Source organism: Flavobacterium lacustre, from assembly GCF_027474525.2.
Lineage (GTDB): Bacteria > Bacteroidota > Bacteroidia > Flavobacteriales > Flavobacteriaceae > Flavobacterium > Flavobacterium lacustre.
Map to the genome: position 1 here is coordinate 3155682 of NZ_CP114882.2, position 23733 is coordinate 3179414.

General features: G+C 35.8%; 19 protein-coding genes. 12 read left to right on the forward strand and 7 right to left on the reverse strand.

Annotation, left to right across the window (positions count from 1 at the left end; all coding sequences use genetic code 11):
- Positions 1-8 precede the first annotated feature (8 nt).
- From O6P34_RS13630 to O6P34_RS13660, 7 genes are all read left to right on the forward strand, one after another.
- Positions 9-407, forward strand: coding sequence for a hypothetical protein (locus O6P34_RS13630; RefSeq protein ID WP_269685062.1), 399 nt, complete (start codon positions 9-11; stop codon positions 405-407).
- A gap of 248 nt (positions 408-655) precedes the next feature.
- A complete protein-coding gene (tnpA, locus tag O6P34_RS13635) occupies positions 656-1117 on the forward strand; it encodes an IS200/IS605 family transposase (protein ID WP_269685063.1) in 462 nt (153 codons plus the stop codon).
- A gap of 419 nt (positions 1118-1536) precedes the next feature.
- Entirely contained in the window at positions 1537-2256 is a 720-nt protein-coding gene (locus tag O6P34_RS13640; RefSeq protein WP_269685064.1) for a GYF domain-containing protein, read from the forward strand.
- 364 nt (positions 2257-2620) lie between these two features.
- Positions 2621-6037, forward strand: a complete 3417-nt coding sequence (locus O6P34_RS13645; protein ID WP_269685065.1) for a transglutaminase family protein — start codon at positions 2621-2623, stop codon at positions 6035-6037.
- A gap of 74 nt (positions 6038-6111) precedes the next feature.
- Positions 6112-8703 (forward strand): circularly permuted type 2 ATP-grasp protein, encoded by a 2592-nt coding sequence (locus tag O6P34_RS13650; RefSeq protein WP_269685066.1) that lies wholly within the window; start codon positions 6112-6114, stop codon positions 8701-8703.
- Positions 8693-9562, forward strand: a complete 870-nt coding sequence (locus O6P34_RS13655) for a transglutaminase family protein (protein ID WP_269685067.1) — start codon at positions 8693-8695, stop codon at positions 9560-9562. The genes O6P34_RS13650 and O6P34_RS13655 overlap by 11 nt, the downstream gene beginning before the upstream one ends.
- Positions 9563-9810: 248 nt before the next feature.
- Positions 9811-10683 (forward strand): protein-glutamine glutaminase family protein, encoded by an 873-nt coding sequence (locus O6P34_RS13660; protein ID WP_269686760.1) that lies wholly within the window; start codon positions 9811-9813, stop codon positions 10681-10683.
- Between the two features lie 10 nt (positions 10684-10693).
- Here O6P34_RS13660 and O6P34_RS13665 read toward each other — a convergent pair whose 3' ends face one another.
- The 4 genes from O6P34_RS13665 to O6P34_RS13680 form a co-directional block, all read right to left on the reverse strand.
- Positions 10694-11545: an EamA/RhaT family transporter gene (locus tag O6P34_RS13665; protein ID WP_269685068.1), complete on the reverse strand. Its 852-nt coding sequence runs from the start codon at positions 11543-11545 to the stop codon at positions 10694-10696.
- 93 nt (positions 11546-11638) lie between these two features.
- The gene (locus tag O6P34_RS13670; protein WP_269685069.1) at positions 11639-12232 is read right to left on the reverse strand and encodes a 2OG-Fe(II) oxygenase; all 594 of its coding nucleotides are present in this window, start codon (positions 12230-12232) and stop codon (positions 11639-11641) included.
- A 168-nt stretch (positions 12233-12400) separates the two neighbouring features.
- A complete protein-coding gene (locus O6P34_RS13675; protein ID WP_269685070.1) occupies positions 12401-13858 on the reverse strand; it encodes an AAA family ATPase in 1458 nt (485 codons plus the stop codon).
- A 213-nt stretch (positions 13859-14071) separates the two neighbouring features.
- A complete protein-coding gene (locus O6P34_RS13680) occupies positions 14072-15190 on the reverse strand; it encodes a vWA domain-containing protein (RefSeq protein ID WP_269685071.1) in 1119 nt (372 codons plus the stop codon).
- 250 nt (positions 15191-15440) lie between these two features.
- On the opposite strand from O6P34_RS13680, the gene glgA reads away from it, so the two are divergent.
- Both glgA and pepT read left to right on the forward strand, forming a co-directional pair.
- Complete coding sequence (gene glgA, locus O6P34_RS13685) at positions 15441-16667, forward strand: glycogen synthase (RefSeq protein WP_269685072.1); 1227 nt, start codon at positions 15441-15443, stop codon at positions 16665-16667.
- A 132-nt stretch (positions 16668-16799) separates the two neighbouring features.
- Positions 16800-18047 carry a peptidase T gene (gene pepT / locus O6P34_RS13690; protein WP_269685073.1) on the forward strand — a complete coding sequence of 416 codons (1248 nt, stop codon included), beginning with the start codon at positions 16800-16802 and terminating at the stop codon, positions 18045-18047.
- A gap of 72 nt (positions 18048-18119) precedes the next feature.
- Here the strand turns inward: pepT and yajC are convergent, their stop codons facing one another.
- The 3 genes from yajC to O6P34_RS13705 form a co-directional block, all read right to left on the reverse strand.
- The gene (gene yajC / locus O6P34_RS13695) at positions 18120-18392 is read right to left on the reverse strand and encodes a preprotein translocase subunit YajC (RefSeq protein ID WP_269685074.1); all 273 of its coding nucleotides are present in this window, start codon (positions 18390-18392) and stop codon (positions 18120-18122) included.
- A gap of 34 nt (positions 18393-18426) precedes the next feature.
- A complete protein-coding gene (gene nusB / locus O6P34_RS13700; protein ID WP_269685075.1) occupies positions 18427-19338 on the reverse strand; it encodes a transcription antitermination factor NusB in 912 nt (303 codons plus the stop codon).
- 202 nt (positions 19339-19540) lie between these two features.
- On the reverse strand, positions 19541-20647 hold the full coding sequence (locus O6P34_RS13705) for a Glu/Leu/Phe/Val family dehydrogenase (protein WP_269685076.1): 1107 nt from the start codon (positions 20645-20647) through the stop codon (positions 19541-19543).
- A gap of 202 nt (positions 20648-20849) precedes the next feature.
- On the opposite strand from O6P34_RS13705, the gene O6P34_RS13710 reads away from it, so the two are divergent.
- From O6P34_RS13710 to O6P34_RS13720, 3 genes are all read left to right on the forward strand, one after another.
- The gene (locus tag O6P34_RS13710; protein ID WP_269685077.1) at positions 20850-22628 is read left to right on the forward strand and encodes an ABC transporter ATP-binding protein; all 1779 of its coding nucleotides are present in this window, start codon (positions 20850-20852) and stop codon (positions 22626-22628) included.
- Positions 22629-22697: 69 nt separating this feature from the next.
- Positions 22698-23078: a PUR family DNA/RNA-binding protein gene (locus tag O6P34_RS13715; RefSeq protein WP_269686761.1), complete on the forward strand. Its 381-nt coding sequence runs from the start codon at positions 22698-22700 to the stop codon at positions 23076-23078.
- Between the two features lie 107 nt (positions 23079-23185).
- Entirely contained in the window at positions 23186-23713 is a 528-nt protein-coding gene (locus O6P34_RS13720) for a hypothetical protein (RefSeq protein WP_269685078.1), read from the forward strand.
- Positions 23714-23733 lie beyond the last annotated feature (20 nt).

Here is a 23733-nt window from a genome sequence, read left to right on the forward strand (position 1 = left end):
CCGAGCCGATGGTTCTACAAAATGTATCGAACCAATGGTTCTACAAAATGTATCGAGCCGATGGCTCTACAAAATGTGTCGAGCCGATGGCTCTACAAAATATATCGAACCAATGGCTCTACAAAATGTATCGAACCAATGGTTCTACAAAATGTATCGAGATGGTTTTACAATATATATCGAGCCGATGGCTCTACAAAATGTATCGAACCAATGGTTCTACAAAATATATCGAACCAATGGTTCTACAAAATGTATCGAGCCGATGGTTCTACAAAATGTATCGAGCCAATGGCTCTGCAAAATGTATCGAGCCAATGGCTCTACAAAATGTATCGAACCAATGGTTCTACAAAATATATCGAACCGATGGTTCTACAAAATGTATCGAACCAATGGCTCTGTAGCACGAAGCCTGTGAGTCGACTGGACTGAAGTCCAGCCTTACAAAATGTATCGAACCGATGGTTCTACAAATATATCGAGCCGATGGCTCTTTATAACTAACATGAATAAAAGTCCTGTAAGGACGACACGTCTTGTAGCAACGGATTTTAATCCGTTGAAATAATAATAAAACAAATATAAAAGTCCCGTAGGGACGTCACATTTTGAAATAACGGATTTTAATCCGTTGGAATAATAAAATTATAATATGGCAAACACCTACCATCAAGTATATTTACAAGCTGTTTTTGCTGTAAAATATAGAAAAGCAGTTCTACACAAAGATTGGCGGAAAGCAGTTTTTGGTGTCATTGGAAATCTAATTAATGAAACGGGGTGTAAAACGATTATTGTCAATGGTGTTGAAGATCATGTACATTGCTTTTTAGGATTAAAACCAACGGTTTCAATTTCAGAATTAATGAAGACCGTAAAAGCAAAATCATCAAAATATATTAATGATAACCAACTACTTTTAGATCGTTTTGAATGGCAAGAAGGTTATGCCATTTTTTCTTATAGCCATTCTCATATTGACAATGTATATCAATATATTGCTAATCAGGAAGCACACCACAAAAAAGAAACTTTCAAAAAGGAATACTTAGAATTTTTAAATAAGTTTGAAATTCAGTTTGACCAGCGTTATACCTTTAAAGAGTTAACGTAGACTGAAGCTGAGACTGACTATAATAGTAAATTTTACGTTGTATTAAAAGGACTTAATTTCAGCTTTAGAAAAAGTACCGATCAGATGCCTCTACCCCTTTTACCGGTATTTAAAGGCACTTTATAAATTAGAACAAAAAATTTCTTTTTGACAGACAGTTACTCAACAAGCCTTCTCCTCTATCGAGAAGGCTTCGTTTTATAATGCAAATCCAATCGTTCTGAAAGCAATACTTGGTTTTCCTATTCTTTTTTACGCTGTTGTAATGTGTTAAAAACACATACATTTTGAATTACACCCAACGCATTATTTTTATTTATATCTTTACAACGTATTGCTTTTTTAATCCAAATCAGGACTAGATTCCTTTCTAAATCAGCAGTAATAAACCGCATTCAACAACTGCACCGTATCCGAAAATGAAAAAATATTACCTACACCTCAACAATGAAACCCTCGGTCCATTTTCCTTGGAAGAATTGAAAATTAAGAAAATAACCAAATCTACTCCAGTTTGGTTTGAAGGGATGGAAAACTGGAAATATGGCGGCGAAATAGCCGAATTACAAGCTGTTTTTATTGCGGTTCCTCCTCCTATCACCGCTTTTAAGGCTGTACCGCCTGCGGCAAAAGAAGAACAAAAAGTAGCGCAGCGCACCATTTTAGGGCTATCAAAGAGTACCTTTTTTTGGGTTTTAAGTATTTTCATTTTGCTTGTCGGAACCCTTATTTTTGATCAATACCAACAAAACAGAAGCGACGAATTAGAACAAAAAAATAAAATAACCGAAAGAGAGAATCAACAATTTTTGCTGCAGCAAAAAGAGATTGAAGAACAAAAAAACCAAATTGCCGCACAAGAAAAATTAGAATTCGAACGCGTTGTACAAGAGCGAAAACAAACCATCAGCAACCGACTCAAAGCAATTGAGCAATTACTGCTTGAGAACAACACTGCATTAGAGGATGCAAAGGAGCAATTAAGTGCAGCAAAAGACTTTAAACTGTTACGTACCAGCGGTGAACGAAATGACGAAATTCGTTTGATAGAACTGAATATCGAACAATACAGCATTGCCATTGAAAAGCTAAAAGAAGAATCAGCTCAATTGAATTTAGAATTAGAAAAAATACATTAGTCTGCTTTTCAAAAACTGAAAAAAACACAACTACAACACAATTCTGTACACAGAACTTCTGAAGAAACAGAAAACCATTAGGATACACCGTTTGTAATTCCTTGTGTTTTTCTGTTTGTTATACTCTCAAAATACAATTGACATTCCTGAAACCGGAAAATCCTGTTGCATAATCGTCAGTAGGAATGCTTATTTCTGAACGTTTCTAGCCTCTTTGAAGTATTCGCAATACAATTGGCTAAAATTATCGATTTAAAGATATTTCAAAACAATACACCCCTATTATTATCATATAAATTCCATAATTTATGATTTTTTTTCAATATTTGTAAACACCAAATAACTGCAAAAACAATCCTTTATTATGTCTATAAAAATAGCCATTTCACACCAAACAACATACAAATTCGACCAAAGCGTTAAATTATTCCCTCATGTTTTCAGACTTCGTCCAGCGGTACACTCCAGAACTGCTATAGAAGGATATTCTTTTAAAATCACACCTGAGGATCATTTTATCAATTGGCAACAAGACCCTTTTGGAAATTATCAAGCCAGAGTTATTTTTCCTGATAAAATCAAAGAATTAAAAGTCGAGGTCGAAGTCATTGCCAAACTTCAAGTCATCAATCCTTTTGATTATTTTGTAGAAGAATATGCCCAGAAGTTTCCGTTTAAATACAATAATACACTCGAACAAGAATTAATTCCGTATTTAAAATTAAGTGAAGAAAGCCCCATATTCTTAAAATATATTGAAAGCATAAAATTAAATGATTCCATAGAAATAAATGATTTTTTGGTTTACCTCAACCAAAGTGTTTATAAAACGCTTACTTACAATCTACGGATGGAAGTTGGTGTGCAAACACCAGAAGAAACATTACGAATAAAAAGTGGTTCTTGTCGAGATTTTGCTTGGCTATTAATTCATATTCTTCGCCATTTTGGATTAGCTGCCCGATTTGTTTCCGGTTATATTGTACAATTAGCACCCGATATAAAATCGCTTGACGGACCATCAGGACCAGAACATGATTTTACCGATTTACACGCTTGGGTTGAAGTTTATCTTCCGGGTGCAGGTTGGATTGGATTGGATCCTACCTCTGGACTTTTTGCCAGCGAAGGACATATTCCGTTATGTTGTACCCCTCATTATGAAAGTGCCGCGCCTGTAACAGGTGCTACCGAAAAATGTGAAGTCAGTTTTGATTTCGAAAATAAAGTTACTCGCATTCATGAAGATCCTAGGGTAACCAAACCTTATTCTGACAGACAATGGGAAGCTATCATGGCAGTAGGAAACGTGGTAGATCAGGATTTGATTGACGGTGATGTGCGACTCACAATGGGCGGAGAACCGACCTTTATTTCAATCGATGATTTTGAGGGAGCCGAATGGAATACGGCGGCAGATGGGCCACTGAAACGAAAACTAGCCTACGATTTAGCCCTTCGTTTAAAACAACGATTTGCTCACGGAGGATTACTTCATTTTGGCCAAGGAAAATGGTATCCCGGAGAATTATTCCCGCGTTGGCAATATGGATTGTACTGGAGAAAGGACGGATTCCCTTTGTGGAAAAATGATGCTTTGGTAGCCAAAGAAGGAGAAACTGCATTTACTTTTCACGATGCTGAAAAATTTGCTGTCGAATTGACCCAATTTTTAGGAATCGATACTAAAAATATCTTACCTACTTATGAAGACCCCATTTATTGGGCGCTGGAAGAAGGTAAACTTCCGGTGAATTTAGATCCACTGAAGGTGAATTTAAAAGATTCTATTGAAAGACATAATTTGGCTAAAGTTTTAGAAAAAGGCTTGAATAACCCATCCGGATTTGTTTTACCCATTCGAAAAAATTACGCTCAGGATAATTGGGAAAGTTGTGCTTGGGAATTCAGAAGAGGGAATTGCTTTTTGATTCCTGGAAATTCTCCAATCGGTTTGCGTTTACCCTTAGATTCCCTTCCAAAGGTTTCCAAAAACAAGAGAGAAACGGTTGTAGACAGAAGTTTATTTGAAGATTTACCGGCTTTAGGAGATTACTCTGAAAAAGTAAAAAATCGGTATGGAACTATTTCAAAGATTTTTAAATCCGTTAAAAAAGTATTGTCTAAAAAAGAGGCTAAAAAGGAAGAAGATTCCTTATTGTTTGAAGTCGACACTTTCATTACAGCCATGTGCGTACAAGAACGCGATGGAATGTTGTATGTTTTTCTGCCACCAACTGATTATTTAGAAGATTATGTAGACTTAATTACTTCGATAGAAAGTACTGCCGAAAAATTGCAAATGCCAGTACGAATTGAAGGATACCAACCCAAAACGGATTACAGAGTCGAGAAAATGATGGTTACACCAGATCCTGGCGTTATCGAGGTTAATGTTCATCCCGCCAAATCGTGGCAAGAAATTGTAGACAACACAACGGCACTCTATGAAGAAGCCTTTTTATCTCGTTTAGGCACCGATAAATTTATGGTTGATGGTCGTCATACCGGAACTGGAGGAGGAAATCACGTCACATTAGGTGCCGAAAAACCGGAGGACAGTCCTTTATTAAGAAGACCTGATTTATTGCGAAGCTTAATTACCTATTGGCAACACCATCCTGTTTTAAGTTACCTCTTTGCGGGACCCTTTATTGGCCCAACCAGTCAAGCACCACGTATTGATGAAGGTCGTGATGAGCGTCTTTATGAAATGGAAATTGCTTTTGATCAAATCCCAAAAGATAAAGAAGTTCCTTTTTGGATGGTCGATCGTATTTTTAGGAATCTATTAACCGATATCACCGGAAACACACACCGTTCGGAGTTTTGTATCGACAAATTATATTCTCCAGATTCTTCTACCGGACGTTTGGGAATATTAGAGTTAAGAGCTTTTGATATGCCTCCGCACAAACATATGAATTTGGTGCAGAATTTATTAGTTCGTGCCTTGGTTGCTAAGTTTTGGAAAGATCCCTATGAAAAAAAACTGGTGCGTTGGGGAACGGAATTACACGATAAATTCCTGTTGCCCCATTTTGCCTATTTGGATATGATTGATGTGATAAACGATTTAAAAGATGCCGGATATAATTTTGACATTTCATGGTTTGACCCTTTCTTTGAATTTAGATATCCACATCACGGTAACGTGACTATTGATAATATCCAATTAGAAATTCGTTTAGGAATAGAACCTTGGCACGTACTTGGCGAAGAACAGTCCAGCTCCGGAACCTCTCGGTTTGTAGATTCCTCATTAGAGCGCTTGCAAGTAAAAGTTTCTGGAATCGTACCCGATCGTCATGTTTTGTTATGCAAAGGCTGCCGAATTCCGTTAAGGAGCACTGGTACAAAAGGTGAATTTGTAGCAGGAATACGCTACAAAGCCTGGAATCCGCCATCTGCATTGCATCCTAATATTGGAATTGATGTGCCTCTAGTTTTTGACTTAGTCGATACTTGGAATAATAAAGTAATTGGCGGTTGTACCTATTTTGTAACGCATCCGGGCGGAAGAAGTTTTGACAGTTTCCCAATAAATAGTTTTGAAGCAGAATCCAGAAAAATAAGTCGCTTTTGGGATTTTGGCCACACCCCTTCTTCCGTATTAGAAGATGTAGAAAAAGAGAAAGAAATGATTGCTAATAATGCTGCAACTTCTCGTTTTTTAGTCGAATCTAAATCAAACCTACAACTCGATACTCCAATAGAACTTATTAACCCTGAATACCCTTACACTTTAGATTTAAGACATTATTGGAAAGCAAAAGAATAGAATAATTACATTGTTGTTCGCTTTAAAAGCCTTTATTTTGCAAACCTTAAATGCATTTCATACACTATTAACAAATGATTCAAGATATTTCATTGGGACTACTAAACGCCTATAAAGAGACTATCAATTCATACGATGAAGTCTTAGACCAAAACGGACAGGTAAAGCCGTATTGGAAAGGGCTTTTTGATACTTTAGAATCCGTAGGAATTGAAGGATTGGAGTTGCGCAATCAGGAAATCATAAAAAAATTAAAGGAAAACGGTGTTACCTATAACGTTTATGATTCGAATAATGAATCCAATCGTGCTTGGAAACTAGACCCGATTCCGTTTCTAATTCACCAATCGGAATGGGAGACCATTGAAAAAGGACTGAAACAAAGAGCGCATTTGCTGGATTTGATTTTAAAAGACATCTATGGTCCACAATTACTGATTAAAAACGCCATCATTCCTGCCGAATTAATTTTTGATAATTCCGGTTTTCTGTTGCCTTGTTTTGATATTAAACAAAAACATGACAAACAATTACTGACGTATGCCGTGGATTTAGCCCGTGGTCCTGACGGGAAAATGTGGTTGTTAGACAATAGAACCCAATCGCCATCCGGTTCCGGATATGCGTTGGAAAACCGAATCGTAATGAGTAAGGTTTTCCCGGAACTCAATAAAAAAACGTATAGAAGCAGGCTTTCCCCTTATTTCAGTCAGTTGCAACAAACCGTTGACACGCTGGGAACGAATACGAATGAAAACCCAAATGTAGTCTTCCTGACTCCCGGTCCCGGAAATGAGACTTACTTTGAACACGTTTATCTTTCCTCGTATTTGGGATATACTTTGGTACAAGGAAACGATTTATTAGTCCGAGATGGTTTTGTATGGCTAAAATCAATCGATCAACTCGAACGTGTTGATGTTATTATAAAAAGATTGGATGACGAATGGTGTGATCCACTTGAATTACGAAGAGATTCTTTGCTGGGTATTCCCGGTTTATTGCAAGTGATTCGTCTCGGCAATGTAGCGGTTTTAAATCCTCCCGGAACCAGTGTTTTAGAAAATTACGGACTCATGGCTTTCATGCAAAATGCCTGTAAATTTTTACTCAAAGAACCTTTATTGATGCCTTCTGTTGCTACCTGGTGGTGCGGACAAGCAAAAGAATTGCAATATGTTTTAGAACATTTACCACAATTAATTATAAAAAAAACCAATCGGAAACAAGGTTTCCGATCTATTTATGGGCGGTTGTTGAATAAAGAACAGTTAGAAGATCTGAAAAAGCTGATTCAAAAAAGCCCCAAAGATTTTGTAGCCCAAGAAGAAGTGAGTTTATCGACCACCCCTTCTTTCATCAACGGAAAAATAGAACCCCGATACGCTGCCATGAGAGCGTTTTTAGTCTCAGACGGTGACGAATATAAAGTAATGCAAGGCGGCTTAACGCGAAGTTCTGCCGTAAAAGGGAAGTTTGAAATATCCAATCAATTGGGTGGGATTTCAAAAGATACTTGGATTATAACCGATACGCCGACCGAATACCAAGAGAAAACGGTAGAACGTAAAAATGCCATCAACCAACTCAACAATTCGTTGACCAGCCGAAATGCTGAAAACCTATTTTGGGTAGGACGCATGTGCGAAAGAACGATGGCACTTCGAAGTTTTCTGAAAATCATACTGAACCGACTCAACGAAAACGTAACGACCAAAGGGAATAAACAACCTGATTTTCTGATTGTTTTATTAAAATCGCTTACACATCTCACCCAATCATATCCTGGATTTGTGGGTAAAATAACCAAAGATCAAGAAGAAGTTGATACGGAAGCCGTTTTAGAAAATCCAATTGCGGAATTGCTGCTTTTGATTAACGATTCCAGAAAAGCGGGTTCTGTCAGTTACAACGTTCAAGCGTTATTGAACACCATTAATCAGGTGAGCGAAAAATGGAATCATGATACGCGTCGTATTATTAATTTAGTCGAAGACAGTCTTATTTCCCTTAAAAATACCAATACCAGCAACATCAATCAGGTGAATCATGCTTTAGACAAATTGCATATTCGATTGTTTTCCTTTTATGGAAATATCTATGAAACGCTTCCTCGTGATAATGGCTTTTACTTGTTAGAAACCGGAAAAAATGTAGAACGAATTCTATCGCTGATTTCGGTTTTTCGATCTACTTTCAATTTCAAAAAGAATCATGACGAAGAAATTGTTTTGATGGAAGCGATTTTAGAAAACCATCATCTTTTAGCGCAATACCGAAATATTTACAAGTCACATTGGAGTTTAAAAGCGGTTATTAATATGGTATTTTTAGAAAAAAACCTGCCTTATACGTTGTCGTATTTATTGGATACGCTGTCATATTACTTATCGAAATTGCCAAAAACAATGGAGCCGAATCGATTGAGTATTGCTGAAAAATCAGTTTTGGAAGCCAGTACGATAATCAAATTAATCGATGCCGAACGTTTGATACAAGTACAGGAAGAAACGCAATTTCGTCCTGAATTAGACCAAACGCTTTCACAAGTATTTGAACTCATTTCGAATGTTTCAAATAACTTGGCAAGCTTGTATTTTAACCATTCGGTGATGCAACATTCTATTTTAAATACTCTTGAAACTATAGATTCTGATGAAATATAAACTCAAACATCAAACGATTTACACCTATGTAAATTCGGTACACAATTACCAGAGTATCTTGTGTTTACAGCCCCAGAATTCTGCGAAACAAATTTGTAAAAACTTCAAAATAGACATTGAGCCGAAACCTTCTAAAATTTACAGCAGAACGGATTATTTTGGAAACATACAGCACTATTTTTCGCTTCATGAGTCGCACAAATCACTGAAAGTTACGGTATCAAGTGAGATTGAAGTTTTGAGCAATGTCGTGCAACCTTTAAACCCAATTAGTTGTGAGGAAGCCCGAATAAAATTCCGTACAAATCATGCGCTCAAAACAGCAGTTTTGCAGTATCAACTGCCGAGTCAATTCATCAGTTGGGATGAAGAAATTATAGCATTTGCCCAAAGTTGCCTGATCCCGGAGGTTTCACTTTTTGAAGCTGTTTTAGATTTAATCAAAAAAATATATACTGAATTCCAATTCAAATCAGGTGCCACCAATGTTAATACGCCTTTAAAAACAGTACTAAAAGAGCGAAAAGGCGTTTGCCAGGATTTCTCTCATTTGGCCATTGCCTGTTTGCGAAGCGTAGGTATTCCAGCACGATATGTGAGTGGTTATATTGAAACGCTTCCGCCAAAAGGCAAGCCAAAACTAGAAGGTTCTGATGCCTCACATGCTTGGATATCGGTTTACATTCCGGAAATGGGTTGGTGCGAATTTGACCCGACTAACAATATGATTCCGCAACAGCGCCATATTGTAACGGCTTACGGAAGGGATTTTGCCGATGTATCACCTATGAAAGGTATTATTTTCAGTTCTGGAGATCATAAGGTAAAAGTGGAAGTTGATGTAATTCCAGTACTTTAATTTATGAAAAATAAACCGCAGATTCGCAGATTTAAGTGAACCCTAAAAGAAAAAAAAGTTATTTTATTCTTGAAACCATTAAGAAATTAAGGTTCATTAAGGGTAAAAACTTAATTTTCTTAATTTCTTAATGGTTTAAAAAAACAGAATGAAAGTTTTTTGTCTACTTTGCAGAAAGTCCAGTTAAAATTATTAAATACTATAGTATCAAAAAAAAACACCCCCTTTTAACGCCCAGAAAAGCATCAATAGTAGATCTAAATACAGCAAACGCTTTATTTGCAGCAATTTTACAATATGGAATTCCGTTTGGTTATCAACAAGCTAATTGCCATAATATTTCGCATTATATCAGTATGCTGTTAGCTTCTAAAGGCTATCTATGCGCCAAAATTTGGGCATTTGCGCCAGTGGTGTATTCTACATCCAGCAGCAAATTAATTTCGTTTGCCGATAAAAAAAACATATCTCCAAATGGAAAAATAGATTGGGGATATCATGTAGCTCCAGTACTTCAGGTACGAATGGGTACTAAAGTGCGTAAAATGGTTCTTGATCCGGGATTATTTCCAAAAGGTCCAGTTCGTTACAGAACTTGGCTGGCCAAACTAAAAACCAGAAAACTGATTTATTTAATTGTGGATTCCGAATGGTATTTATTCAATTCGTCAGTGATTCCTAATTCGCAATTGCAATCCGATTCGGATGGATTATCTGATTCTAATCAGCCTAACGTAAAACTACCCGATTGGTTTTCGGACAAACTCATAACTGATTTTTTTAAATACGAAGAAGATTCTTTAGAACAGAATTGGATAGAAAAAGGATTAGCCGTAAACGAGACCGCCATGACTTTCTATAATGCAGAAATCAAACCCCTACTGCATTCGAAACAAAACCTCCTTTTAGTTACCGATTATAAAATGCTAGTTGGTAATGTCTTTAATTTCGAAACTATTTTCAGAGACACGAATTGGAACAACGAAATGAATGATGACTTTCAGTTGAGACACCAAGATATAATTGCCAAATACCGGGAAATCTACCTTTGGAATTTCAACAAATGGAAAGAATCGCTTGCAGCATTAAATGAAATCATCAGCAAAAACAGCATAGGATAATTTGGTCGTTTTAGCGCTGCGACATCACTATTAATACAATCGCAATTAAGGCCAGAAAGAGACCCGTATAATTCATTTTGCTGAGTTTTTCTTTAAAAACAAAAATGCCCGTCAGGCTCCCAATGATAATTACTCCCATATTCATTCCCGCAAAAACAGTAGAAGGATTTTCGGCAAAAGATTGATGCGCTTTCAAATAGAATAAAATATTTCCGAAGTTAAAAAGCCCTACTAAAGCTCCAAAAAGAATGCTTTTGTACTTTAATTTTCTTTTTTTATACCATATTTCAATACTTATAACCACCAGCATTATGGCCATTGCTATACCGAAAACAACAAACAAAGAGGTGGTATAGGGCAGATTCGTATATAATGCGATTTGCTTGAAAAGAATATCTATCAGTCCAAAACCAACCAAAACAACCGCAGGATAAACCCATTTATTTTCCGTATTGTCTGAAGGCTTTGTCAAAATAAGCAGCAATGCCGGAAAAGCAATTAAGAAAGCTGTTATTTTTAGTGTATTAAATTGTTCTCCAAAAATCAGCCAAGCGGCTAATATAGGAATGAATAATGATAATCGTTGAGCAGCATCGGTTTTTACAATTCCCATGTGTTGTATTGAAGCCGCCAAAAAAAGAAATATCGACGGTAACAAAATACCAAGCGGAATATAAATTCCCCAAGGAGCTTGAGCAGTAACCGTTGCAAGATCCGGACTGAAAAAAAAGTAACAAAGAATAAGTGCCAATACGTAATTTGTGGTGACAATTTGTGTAATGCTGATGGTGTATAGGCGGGCAACTTTAAAGAGAACACCTACGGTAACACTGCATAGTATACTTAAAATCAGGAATAGCATAGCTCAATATTTAATCCGTAAATTTACTATTTATATGTTTATGTTAACCCGTTAAAACCGCTACAGTATTAGAAAATTACAAGTTCAAAAGCATCAATCGCTCTTTAACCAACCGGTAATACTCATTCGGGTATTTTGGGTTACTAAAACTTCATGTACTAATTCATCACTTTTAAAGAAAACCGTTTTACCTTGAGTCGGACTGATTTTCTGGTTGTTATCGGCTTGATGAATGAGCAATTCTCCGCCATCACTTTCCTGCCAATTGCTATTTAAATAACTGATCATAGAGTATTTTCGGCTGGGATTATTCTTGAATTGGTCGAGGTGTTTCAAATAAAAATCACCCGATTCATATAACGAATAATGAAATTCGTATCCTGTTATTCCCGCATAACAACTTTGGTTCAAATACAGAATAAAGGCTTCGATTTGAACAAAGAATTCATTTTCGAAAGCATTGTTGTGTTTTTTATCCAACCAATAAATAGAATCACTTCTAATGGCGCCATCGTAAGAAAGTTTCTCTGAATTGCCGATTCCTGCCGCCATCAACAAACTTTTCTGATTCAGCGCAATTAGGTTTTGTTTTAAACTATTCGCCAATTTTGTACTCAAAAAATGTTCGGATATCCCTACTTTATTTTCAATAAAAGTAGCAATCAAAGCTTCAAAGCTGTTTTCCATGTCTGTTTGTATTGACTGGAAATGCAATCAACGGGACAAGGTAGACTAATTAAAACTGGTAAGGGACAATCTGCTCTAAATAAAAAAATGATTCTTTATTCTTTGAAATAAGAGAACTGTTTTAAACAAAAAAAGGGTCTAGAAATTTCCTAAACCCTTTTTAAAATTTTACAATTTACTGATGTAACTTCCGTACATATCCTTAAACTGATAGCCTTCGGATAAGCGGTCTTTGCTCAATTTATTATATTCAACCAATCCCCAAAGAATAAATTCTTTCATGAAATACGTATCCTGAATTTCGATTTGCGGTTGGTACTTTTTGATTAAAACTTCCAGCGGCGCGATACTGTCTAAAATACTTTTGTATTCCACATCCGAACAATCGTCTAATAATTCGAAACCACTTTCGGTAAAAAACCATTCTAGCGTATCAGAATACGGCGTTTTCTCGTCTTGTTTCTCTAATTTTTCAATCTTTGGAAAATAAGCCGGGAAGAATGTATGAATCGCATCGCCGATTAAATGTTGCGCTACAACTGCAGCTCCCTCCTGCTCGCCTTCATAAACCAATTCTACTTTTCCTGTAATTGCCGGAATGATTCCCATAAAATCTGACAATCGCAATGTGGTTTTATCTACGCCGGATTTCAAGGCTCGACGTTCCGCAGTACTCAATAAATTTTCAAAAGCCGTGATACTCATTCTCGCACTTACTCCGCTTTTATTGTCAATATATTCGCTTTCTCTGGCTTCAAAACTTATTTGTTCCAATAAATCCATCGCTAAAGATGGTACATATACCAAATCACTTTGTGCGACATCAAGTTTCGCCTCTTGCTCCGTAATCGTTCGGGCGATTTTAATAGTTTCCGGATAATGTGTCAGGATTTGAGAACCAATCCTATCTTTTAATGGTGTTACAATACTTCCACGATTCGTGTAATCTTCAGGATTTGCAGTGAAAATAAACTGCATGTCCAGCGGCATTCGCAGCTTGAACCCACGAATCTGAATATCGCCTTCCTGCAAAATATTAAACAAAGCCACTTGAATTCTGGCTTGTAAATCGGGTAGTTCATTAATTACAAAAATGCAGCGATTGGCTCTTGGAATCATACCAAAATGAATTACGCGATCATCCGCATACGACAGTTTTAAATTGGCTGCTTTTATTGGATCGACATCACCAATTAAATCGGCAACCGTAACATCCGGCGTAGCTAATTTTTCGAAAAAACGCTCGCTTCGGTGCAACCAGGAAATCGGTGTTTCGTCTCCTTTTTCGGCAATTAAATCTTTGGCGAAACGGGAAATAGGTTGCAACGGATTATCATTGATTTCTGAACCGGATACAAACGGAATGTATTCGTCTAATAATTCAATCATTTTTCGGGCTAATCTGGTTTTGGCTTGACCACGAAGTCCCAACAAATTGATGTTATGACGCGATAAAATTGCGCGTTCTAATTCGGGAATAACCGTGTTTTCAAATCCGTGAACTCCTTCAAAAGTAGGTTTTCCTGATTTAATTTTTTCACGCAGATTGTAACGCAATTCATCCTTGATGCTTTTGCTTTCGTAACCTGATTTTTTTAATTCTTCGAGTGTTTTTATGTTGTTCATTGGTTGCTGTATTGTTATTTAATAACTGTGTTTAGTATTGGATAATTATATTTATTTTTAAACACATAGAAACATAGATTTTTTACTTCCGATTAGGCGTTTCACTTTATTGTAGTAATTCATAACTAAGTGAAACCAAAAAATTGGGCTATCTAACTCTTTTTTCTATGATTTTATGTTTTTCCATTTTTTATTTCTGTGAATTCCAACTTTTTACTTTATCCTTTTTTTACGATTGGTTTCATAATCTTCAAAAATCATTTCGCCCAACCCTTTTAAACCGGTATAGAAAGCTTTTCCCTGATTGGCTTCGGTAAATCGATTGACAAATTGCTGTAAATACGGGTCATTGGCAATCATAAACGTCGTGATTGGAATGTGTAATTTACGAGCTTGTTGTGCCTGATTGTAGCATTTGTCAACAATATATTCGTCAAGTCCGTTGCTGTTCATATAATAGGAACCGTCTTTTTCGCGAACGCAACTTGGTTTTCCGTCGGTAATCATGAAAATTTGTTTGTTGGTATTTCGTTTTCGTCGGAGCAAATCCATCGCCAATTGTAATCCGGCAACGGTGTTTGTATGATACGGACCCACTTTTAAATACGGTAAATCCCGAATGGCAATCGTCCAGGCATCATTACCAAAAACCAGAATATCTAAGGTGTCTTTTGGGTAACGAGTCGTAATTAATTCGGCCAAAGCCATCGCTACTTTTTTGGCAGGCGTGATTCGGTCTTCGCCGTACAAAATCATACTGTGGCTGATATCAATCATCAAAACCGTACTCATCTGTGATTTATACTGTGTTTCTTCTACAACCAAATCATTTTCGGTCAACATAAAATCGGCAACGCCATTATTGATTTGGGCATTGCGTAGGCTTTCTGTCAAAGAAATCCGTTCTAAGCCGTCTCCAAAATGAAACTCCCGAAACTCACCGGTATGTTCGTCCCCGTTTCCAGCGTGTTTGGTTTTGTGATTCCCGTTTCCGGAACGTTTTAAATTCCCAAAAATGTTGTCTAATGCTTGTTGGCGTATCGCGCGTTCCGTTTTGGCAGTAATTCCAATTCCTGAAGTTCCATCGTCTTTGAGTTCTTCTCGGATGTAGCCTTTTTTCTTTAAATCTTCAACAAAATCATCGATGGTATAAGCGGAATCCGTTAGTTTATATTCCTTATCTAATTCCCGCAACCAGTCGATAGCTTCGTCAAAATCTCCCGAAGTATGCGTTATCAGCTCTTTGAAAATAACAAAGAGTTTATCAAACGGAGATTGAAACGGTGCTTCGTATTGCTTGAAATAAAATCCTTTTTTGATGGTATTTTTCATAATCTTTAAAATTACATCATTTTAAAATGTACAGAACTCAAACGATTATTAATTTTTAGTTAAAAGCATTTAACCGCACTTTTATCTTTTTAGTTTATTAAGATTATTTGTACCTGAATTTTTTATTTATTAAATTTATCGTAATCAATTTTTAATTTTAATTCTGTTGCTACAAAAAGTCCAATTATAGCAGGACTTTTTCAACCAAAATCGATACAAAATAACCCGTTACTAAAAACACATTCCTAAGATGAAAATAGCTCTTTTTTCCAATGAATTTCCTCCAAATATTTACGGAGGTGCCGGTGTACACATTGATTTCCTTAGTCAGGAATTATCCAAATTAGGAGACGTTGAAGTACGCTGCTTTGGAGACCAAAATGAAGATACCGCTACAATGCATGTAAAAGGCATCAATTCCTGTCTCAACACTATGGAAGACAAAGAAAATACTCACATCAAAATGTTTCATAATCTGAGTCGAAATGTAGAAATGGCACAAGCCACTCCGCAGGCTGACATCATACATTGCCATACTTGGTACACGCATTTAGCCGGAGTTTTCAGCAGAGAATTGTTGCAGGTTCCGCTTATTCTTACCACACACAGTTTAGAAACACATCGCCCTTGGAAAGTGGAGCAATTAGGAAATGGTTATTTTCTTTCCCGCTGGATTGAGGACAAAGCCTACAAATCGGCTGACGGTGTAATCGCCGTGAGCGAACAAATGAAACGAGATGTAATTGAAGCTTATGATGTTGCGCCTGAAAAAGTGACTGTGATTCATAACGGAATTGATCCTGAGTTTTACAAACCTACTTTTGACACGGCATTATTAACTGAATATGGTATCAATCCTGACATTCCGTTTGTTCTATTTGTGGGTCGCATTACTCGGCAAAAAGGGATTTCCCAACTTATAGCTGCCGCTAAATATTTTAATACCAACTGCCAAATCGTACTTTGTGCCGGCGCACCGGATACACCGGAAATTGCAGCCGAAACCGAAGCCTTAATCGCCGAATTAAAAGCGCAACGTGACGGAGTTATCTTGATTTCGGAAATGCTTCCGCGCGAAAAAATAAAAATATTGTACAGTCATGCCCGCGTCTTTGCATGTCCTTCATTGTATGAGCCGTTTGGTATTATTAATTTAGAAGCAATGGCTTGCGAAACGCCTGTTGTGGGAAGTTTAGTAGGCGGAATTCCAGAAATTATTGTTGAAGGCAGCACCGGTTATTTAATTCCGCTGCAAAGTGTTTCAAGAACCGATTTCAATCCAGCCGATCCAGAATCTTTCCAGAAAAATTTCGCTGCCAAAATAAATGTACTTTTAGAAGACGAAACTTTGGCAACCCAAATGGGAAAAGAAGGTCGAATTCGCGTATTGAAACAATTCAGTTGGGAATCTATTGCCAAAATTACTTTTGACTATTACCAAGAAGTAATTGCCCGATTTGAAAAAGAAAAAGCATAACATTCAATAAATAAATCACTTATAATTACAATAAACTACCCAAGCTTTCGAGTTGGGTAGTTTTTTTTTAATACCCAAAGCAACGCATCAAGCAACCTCAAAAATTGTTTATCTTTGTTTAAAAATAAAAAAATGCAACATATTATAGACCGATTCATCAGTTATGTAACTATTGATACGGAATCCGATTCGAATTCTGAAACTACTCCAAGTACAGCAAAACAATGGAATCTGGCTAACTTACTGGTTGAAGAGTTAAAATCCATAGGAATGCAGGATGTGACCATTGATGACAAAGCCTATATTATGGCAACTTTACCCAGCAATGTGGCTCATGAAGTTCCTACCATTGGTTTTATTTCGCATTTTGACACTTCGCCTGATTTTAGCGGAGCTAATGTAAAACCACAGATTATTCCGAATTATGATGGTAAAGACATCGTTTTGAACGCAGCACAAAACATCATTTTATCGCCTTCCTACTTTAAAGATTTGTTGCAATATAAAGGACAAACCTTGATTACAACCGACGGAACAACCTTACTTGGTGCGGATGATAAAGCCGGAATCACCGAAATTGTTACCGCCATGGAATTCCTGATTAATAATCCCGATATCAAACACGGAAAAATCAGAATCGGATTTACACCTGATGAAGAAATTGGTCGTGGTGCCCATCATTTTGATGTAGAAAAATTTGGTGCTGATTGGGCTTATACGATGGACGGCAGTCAAGTAGGCGAATTAGAATATGAAAATTTTAATGCAGCTGGAGCCAAAATTATTTTCAAAGGAAAAAGTGTTCATCCAGGCTACGCCAAAGGAAAAATGATCAATTCAATGTTGATTGCCAATACCTTTATAAATGAATTGCCTAAAAATGAAACTCCGGAAACCACAAGCCGTTATGAGGGATTTTTTCATGTTCATCATCTGACAGGAAGTATTGAAGAAACGGTTTTGGAGCTGATTATCAGAGATCACAGCAAAAGGGAATTTGAAAAACGCAAAGAGTTAATTGAAAAAATCACCCGAAAAATCAATAAGAAATTTGCGAAACAATTTGGTGGAGACATCGCAACAACCGAAATAAAAGATCAATATTACAATATGAAAGAAATGGTTTTACCGGTAAAACATATTGTAGATATTGCCGAAAAAGCAATGAAAGAACTGGGAATTAAACCTTTAATCAAACCCATTCGTGGCGGAACAGACGGTTCGCAATTGTCCTATAAAGGATTGCCGTGTCCCAATATATTTGCCGGCGGTCACAATTTTCATGGAAAATATGAATATGTTCCTGTAGAAAGCATTCAAAAAGCAGTTGAAGTCATTGTGAAAATTGCGCAATTGACTGCGATTCCTCATTCGAAATAAAAACGAATATTACCTATAACAAAAAAAATGCCCTGAAACTCAGGGCATTTTTTATCGGTTGTAAAACCGGTATTATTTTTTAGCCAAAGCTGCACTCATTTCCATAGAAATAGCAGAACGCTCCATTTTTAATTTTCCTGACATTGTTTCAACAACAACGGTTGTTTCAGCTAGTTCGGCAACTTTAGCGTGAAGACCACTTTTGGTTATGATTTTATCTCCTACTTTTAAGCTGCTTTCAAATTCTTTTTCAGATTTTGCTCTTTTTTGTTGTGGTCTAATCATGAAGAAATAGATTACCACAAACATTAATAAAAACGGTGCAAATTGAGTTAATTGTTCCATAATTTAAATTCTTATTGTTTTTGTTTATTAATTATTACATCAAACCGCGACCCGCTTTAATCATTTTTTTGTTGGCCTCCAGTTCTTTTACTAAATTGTCTAAAATTCCGTTTATAAAAATACTACTTTTTGGTGTAGAATATTCTTTGGCTACTTCTAAATATTCGTTCAAAGTAACTTTAACTGGAATTGAAGGGAATTTCAAGAATTCACAAATAGCCATTTTCAAAATGATAGTATCTATTTCTGCGATTCTTTCACTATCCCAATTGGGTGTTTTGTCATCGTATTCTTTAGCTAATTCCCGTTCGTTCAAAACTGTTTTTCTAAACAAATCTTTCACGAAGTCTTTGTCCTCATTGTCTTTGTACAACTTTGGCACTCTGAAATTATCATTTTCTCCGGATTTAATAGCTTTCAATTGCTTGATAATATGTGTATTCACAACCGGAATGTCATCTATCCAAGTCAATTTATTGTCTTCTAAATACTCGTATAATTTTTCGTTAGGAACGATTACTTCTGTAAAAAGATCTACAATAAACTGTCTGTCTTCTTCAAATTGATTCACCGAATTACTCATATAATCCGCGTAAACCTTACTCTCTTTTACAGCATTAAGTAACAGAATAATGTAATCATCGTTTAAAGTCCAATTGTCTATTTTACGGGTTTCTAAAGCAATGTTTAACGAATTATTTTCGGCAAGAATCTGGAAAATACTGTTTTTAATAAACTTTTCGTTGGGTTTGCGCTCTTGAGGAGTTGCAAGGTGTTTTTGACTTGATAAATGAAGGAATATAGTTTCCTTTTTGCAAATTTCAATCAGGGAAGAAACCATGATAAGGTATAAATCCAGAATATTATCAATACTGTAAAAAAGAAATTTTTCTTCTTTTTCCATATTGTCTGAACCGCTTTGATGCATTGCATAAATGGACTGCATGACTTTGACGCGTATGTGTCTTCTATTTACCACCTTGTAAGAACTTTTAAAAATTAGTTTGCAAAAATAAGGATTTCATCCTTTAAAATAAAACTTTAAATACTTTTAATTTTAAATTAATAAGAGGTTGCGGGCTACTGTTCTGATAAATAAATACCAACAACTGCAGCGAGCAACCTCAAATCTAAATACTACAAGCGTATTATTTCTTTTTATTCTCTATTTTTCTAAGGTCAATACGATTTTGAGCAATCGTCAATGCTGCCTGATGCGTTGTTATTCCATTGGCCACTGCAAAATCAATGATTTCTAAAGTCGTATTGTAAATATTCTCGGTTCTGCGCATGATTTCGGCTTTGTCATAATGGGCTAATTCCGCGTAAACATTGATAATTCCACCTGCATTTATCAAGAAATCCGGTGCGTAAAGTATGCCTCTTTCCTGCAAAATTGCTCCATGAATATTTTCATTTGCCAATTGATTATTCGCTGCTCCCGCAATTACTTTAGCTTTGATTTTATGTACCGTTGCATCATTTATAGTTGCTCCCATAGCACAAGGTGCGTAAATATCAACATCGGCACTGTACAAATCCTCTCCAGTAAATATTTTTGCATGGTACTTGGCTCCTACTTCATACAATCGTTCTTCATTAATATCTGTGATGGTTACAATTGCGCCTTCTTTCGCTAAATAATCAACCAACGTTTCTCCTACATGTCCAATTCCTTGAACCATTACTTTTTTACCAGCAAGAACCTCCGAACCAAACTGATGTTTAGCCGCAGCCTTCATTCCCATATAAACGCCATAAGCGGTAACAGGCGAAGGATTTCCGGAACCACCTCTTTCTTCAGAAATTCCGGTTACATATGGAGTAACATCACGAACAATATCCATGTCTTTGGTTTCCATTCCCACATCTTCGGCTGTGATGTATCTTCCGCTTAAGGAATGAACAAATTCTCCAAATTTACGCATCAATTCAGGTGTTTTCTGAGTTTTGGCATCACCAATAATAACCGCTTTTCCTCCACCAATATTCAATCCGGTGATGGCCGCTTTGTATGTCATTCCTCTAGAAAGACGCAAAACATCATTTAGCGCTTCCCATTCATTCGCATAATTATACATTCTGGTTCCGCCCAAAGCAGGTCCCATAACCGAATTATGAATACCAATAATTGCTTTTAAACCTGTATCTTTGTCGTTGCAAAATACAATTTGTTCGTGATCGTCAAATGATAACTGACCAAAAACGGGATCCATTTTTTGAAGTTCTTTTCCTGTCGTGAAAGCTGCATTCATAGTATTCTTATTTTTAGTGATAAATTATGAATTTGTCAAAAAGACAAGCCAAAAATAAACAAAAAATACGAATATCGTTATATTTTAAAATAAAATTAAGTATTCAACAAAATTAAGAACTATTTTAAAGAATTATTAATCTATTAAAAAACAACAATAATCTTATAAAAAGGATTATTTCTATACCGAATATCATAAAAAAATGAAAGAATTACGTTATTTAGACAAATACTTTATCAAATACAAATACAGTTTTTTACTGGGAATTGTTACTACCATCATTGCACAAATTTTTTCTTTGTTTACACCCAAATTAATCAGCGAATCCTTGGGCGCAATCGAACGATTTGACAAACTTTCTAGCAAAGAAAAATCATCAGAAATTGTACTCTCTTTTTTTAAAAACGAACTGATAGAGAATATTTTACTGATAGTAGGAACAACTATTGTTGCCGGATTTTTGACCTTTTTGATGCGCCAAACCTTAATTGTAATGTCGCGTCACATTGAATTTGATTTAAAAAACGAAGTGTTTCGTCAATATGAAAATCTGTCTCAAAATTTCTATAAACAAAACAGAACCGGTGATTTAATGAACCGTATCAGCGAGGATGTCTCCAAAGTAAGAATGTATGTGGGACCGGCGGTAATGTACACTATTAATACATTTATTCGGTTTGCCATAGTAATTGGTTACATGTATAATGTGTCGCCACGACTTACTTTTTACACGATTCTGCCATTGCCGATTTTATCTTATGCTATTTTCAAACTGAGTTCTGAAATCAATATTCGAAGCACCGTTTTTCAACAATATTTATCGAAAGTATCCAGCTTTTCACAAGAAATATTTTCTGGAATTCGAGTAATAAAAGCGTACTCATTAGAAAATCAACATCAAAATAACATGATTGATTTAGCCAATGAAAGCAAAAGCAAAAGCTTGAATTTAGCCAAAGTACAATCCTTATTCGGTCCTTTGATGCTTGCATTAATCGGAATCAGCAACTTAATAGTTATTTATTTTGGTGGATTGATGTATATGGACGGAACCATCAAAAGCATAGGAACTATTGCCGAATTTATCTTATATGTAAACATGTTGACTTGGCCGGTAGCTTCTTTGGGCTGGGTTTCTTCGATGGTACAAGAGGCCGAAGCTTCACAAAAACGTCTCAACGAATTCCTGAAAATAGAACCCGAAATCGTAAATAAAAATACGGAACATTCGGTTATTGAAGGTGCAATTGCTTTCAAAAATGTTAGTTATACTTATGAAGATACAAACATAAAAGCACTTCAAGATATTTCCTTTACCGTAAAAAAAGGAGAAACATTGGCCATTTTAGGAAAAACAGGCTCCGGAAAATCAACGATTTTGTCTTTGATTTCAAGACTTTATGATGTTTCAGAAGGACAGATTACTGTTGACGGCACACTGATAAAGGATTTAAACGTGTATGATTTGCGAAACAGTATTGGTATTGTGCCTCAAGATGCTTTCTTATTCTCGGACAGCATTAAAAACAACATCAAATTCGGAAAAGAAAATGCCACTAATGCAGAAGTGGAAGCTGCTGCAAAAAGCGCCGTAGTTCACGATAACATTATTGGATTCAACAAAAAATACGAAACAATTTTAGGAGAAAGAGGTATTACACTTTCGGGTGGTCAAAAACAACGCGTTTCTATTGCCAGAGCCATAATCAAAGATCCTGAGATTTTACTTTTTGACGATTGTTTATCGGCAGTTGATACGGAAACTGAAGAAGCAATTTTGAATAATTTGAATGAAATTTGCAAAAATAAAACTACTATCATTGTCAGTCACCGAATTTCATCTGCAAAAAATGCAGATAGAATCCTTATTATCGAAAACGGAAGAATTATTCAACAAGGTTCTCATAATCAATTGATAAATGAAGAAGGCTACTATGCGTCATTATATTTGAAGCAACTTTCGGAAAAAGAATTGCTATAATTGTTGTTTAATCCATATATTTTTATGATTTTTGATTGCTATTAAACAAAAAAATTGACAGAAAGGATTATGAGAGAAAATGATATGTTAGAAAAAGAAGAGATATTTTCTAAAGTTTTACGAGCTGGAAGAAGAACCTATTTCTTTGATGTGAGAGCTACCAAAGCTGACGATTACTATATTACGATTACCGAAAGTAAAAAATTTACTGAAGAAGACGGGTCGTTCCATTTCAAAAAACACAAAATTTATTTATACAAAGAAGATTTTGCTGCTTTCGCAGAAATTCTTGGAGAAATGACTTCTTACGTTTTGAACCACAAAGGCGAAGAAGTAATCTCTGAAAGACACCAAAAAGATTTCAAAAAAGAATACGCAACAGAGAAATCTGATGAAGAAATTATACCGCAAACCTCTAGTTTTACAGATATCGAATTTGATGATATTTAAACTTTAAATTAGATTTTGCAACAATTTAAAAGTCCGAAAGCCAAGTGGTTTTTGGACTTTTTTCGTATATTTAAAAAATTATATTAACCTATTTTGCCCTTATAAATATGAAGAAAACAATAGCGCTTTTGAGCACGATTTTAGCTGTAATTACAAATTCGGTCGTAGCACAAACCACACTTAAAGAACATAAAGCCGGACATGTTTTTTACGTTAGTTTACCCGATTACATGAGTAAAACAGTCGAATTAAACAGTGCCGCAGCAATACAATATAAAAGTGCCGTGAAAGATGTTTATGGTTTTATCATAGAAGATAACAAAGAGGAACTAGCCATGGCGGAATTCAACTACACTTCTATTGCGGAATTCTATGAGGACTTTATCAAAGATTTTGTTATTGATCAAGACAAAAGAGCCGTTTCAAAACCCATTTATAAACAGATTGGGAATACTAATTTTGTTGAATCGGATGTAACTTATTTTGATAAAGAAGCTGAAATTGATATTTATTATTTAGTTGGGATTGTAGAAACCAAAGAAGCATATTACAAAGTATTATCGTGGTCCAGCGCTGCAAACAAAGAACAATTCAAAGCTGATTTTCAAAAAATTATTTACAGTCTAAAAGATTAAATACAAATGAAATATTTCAA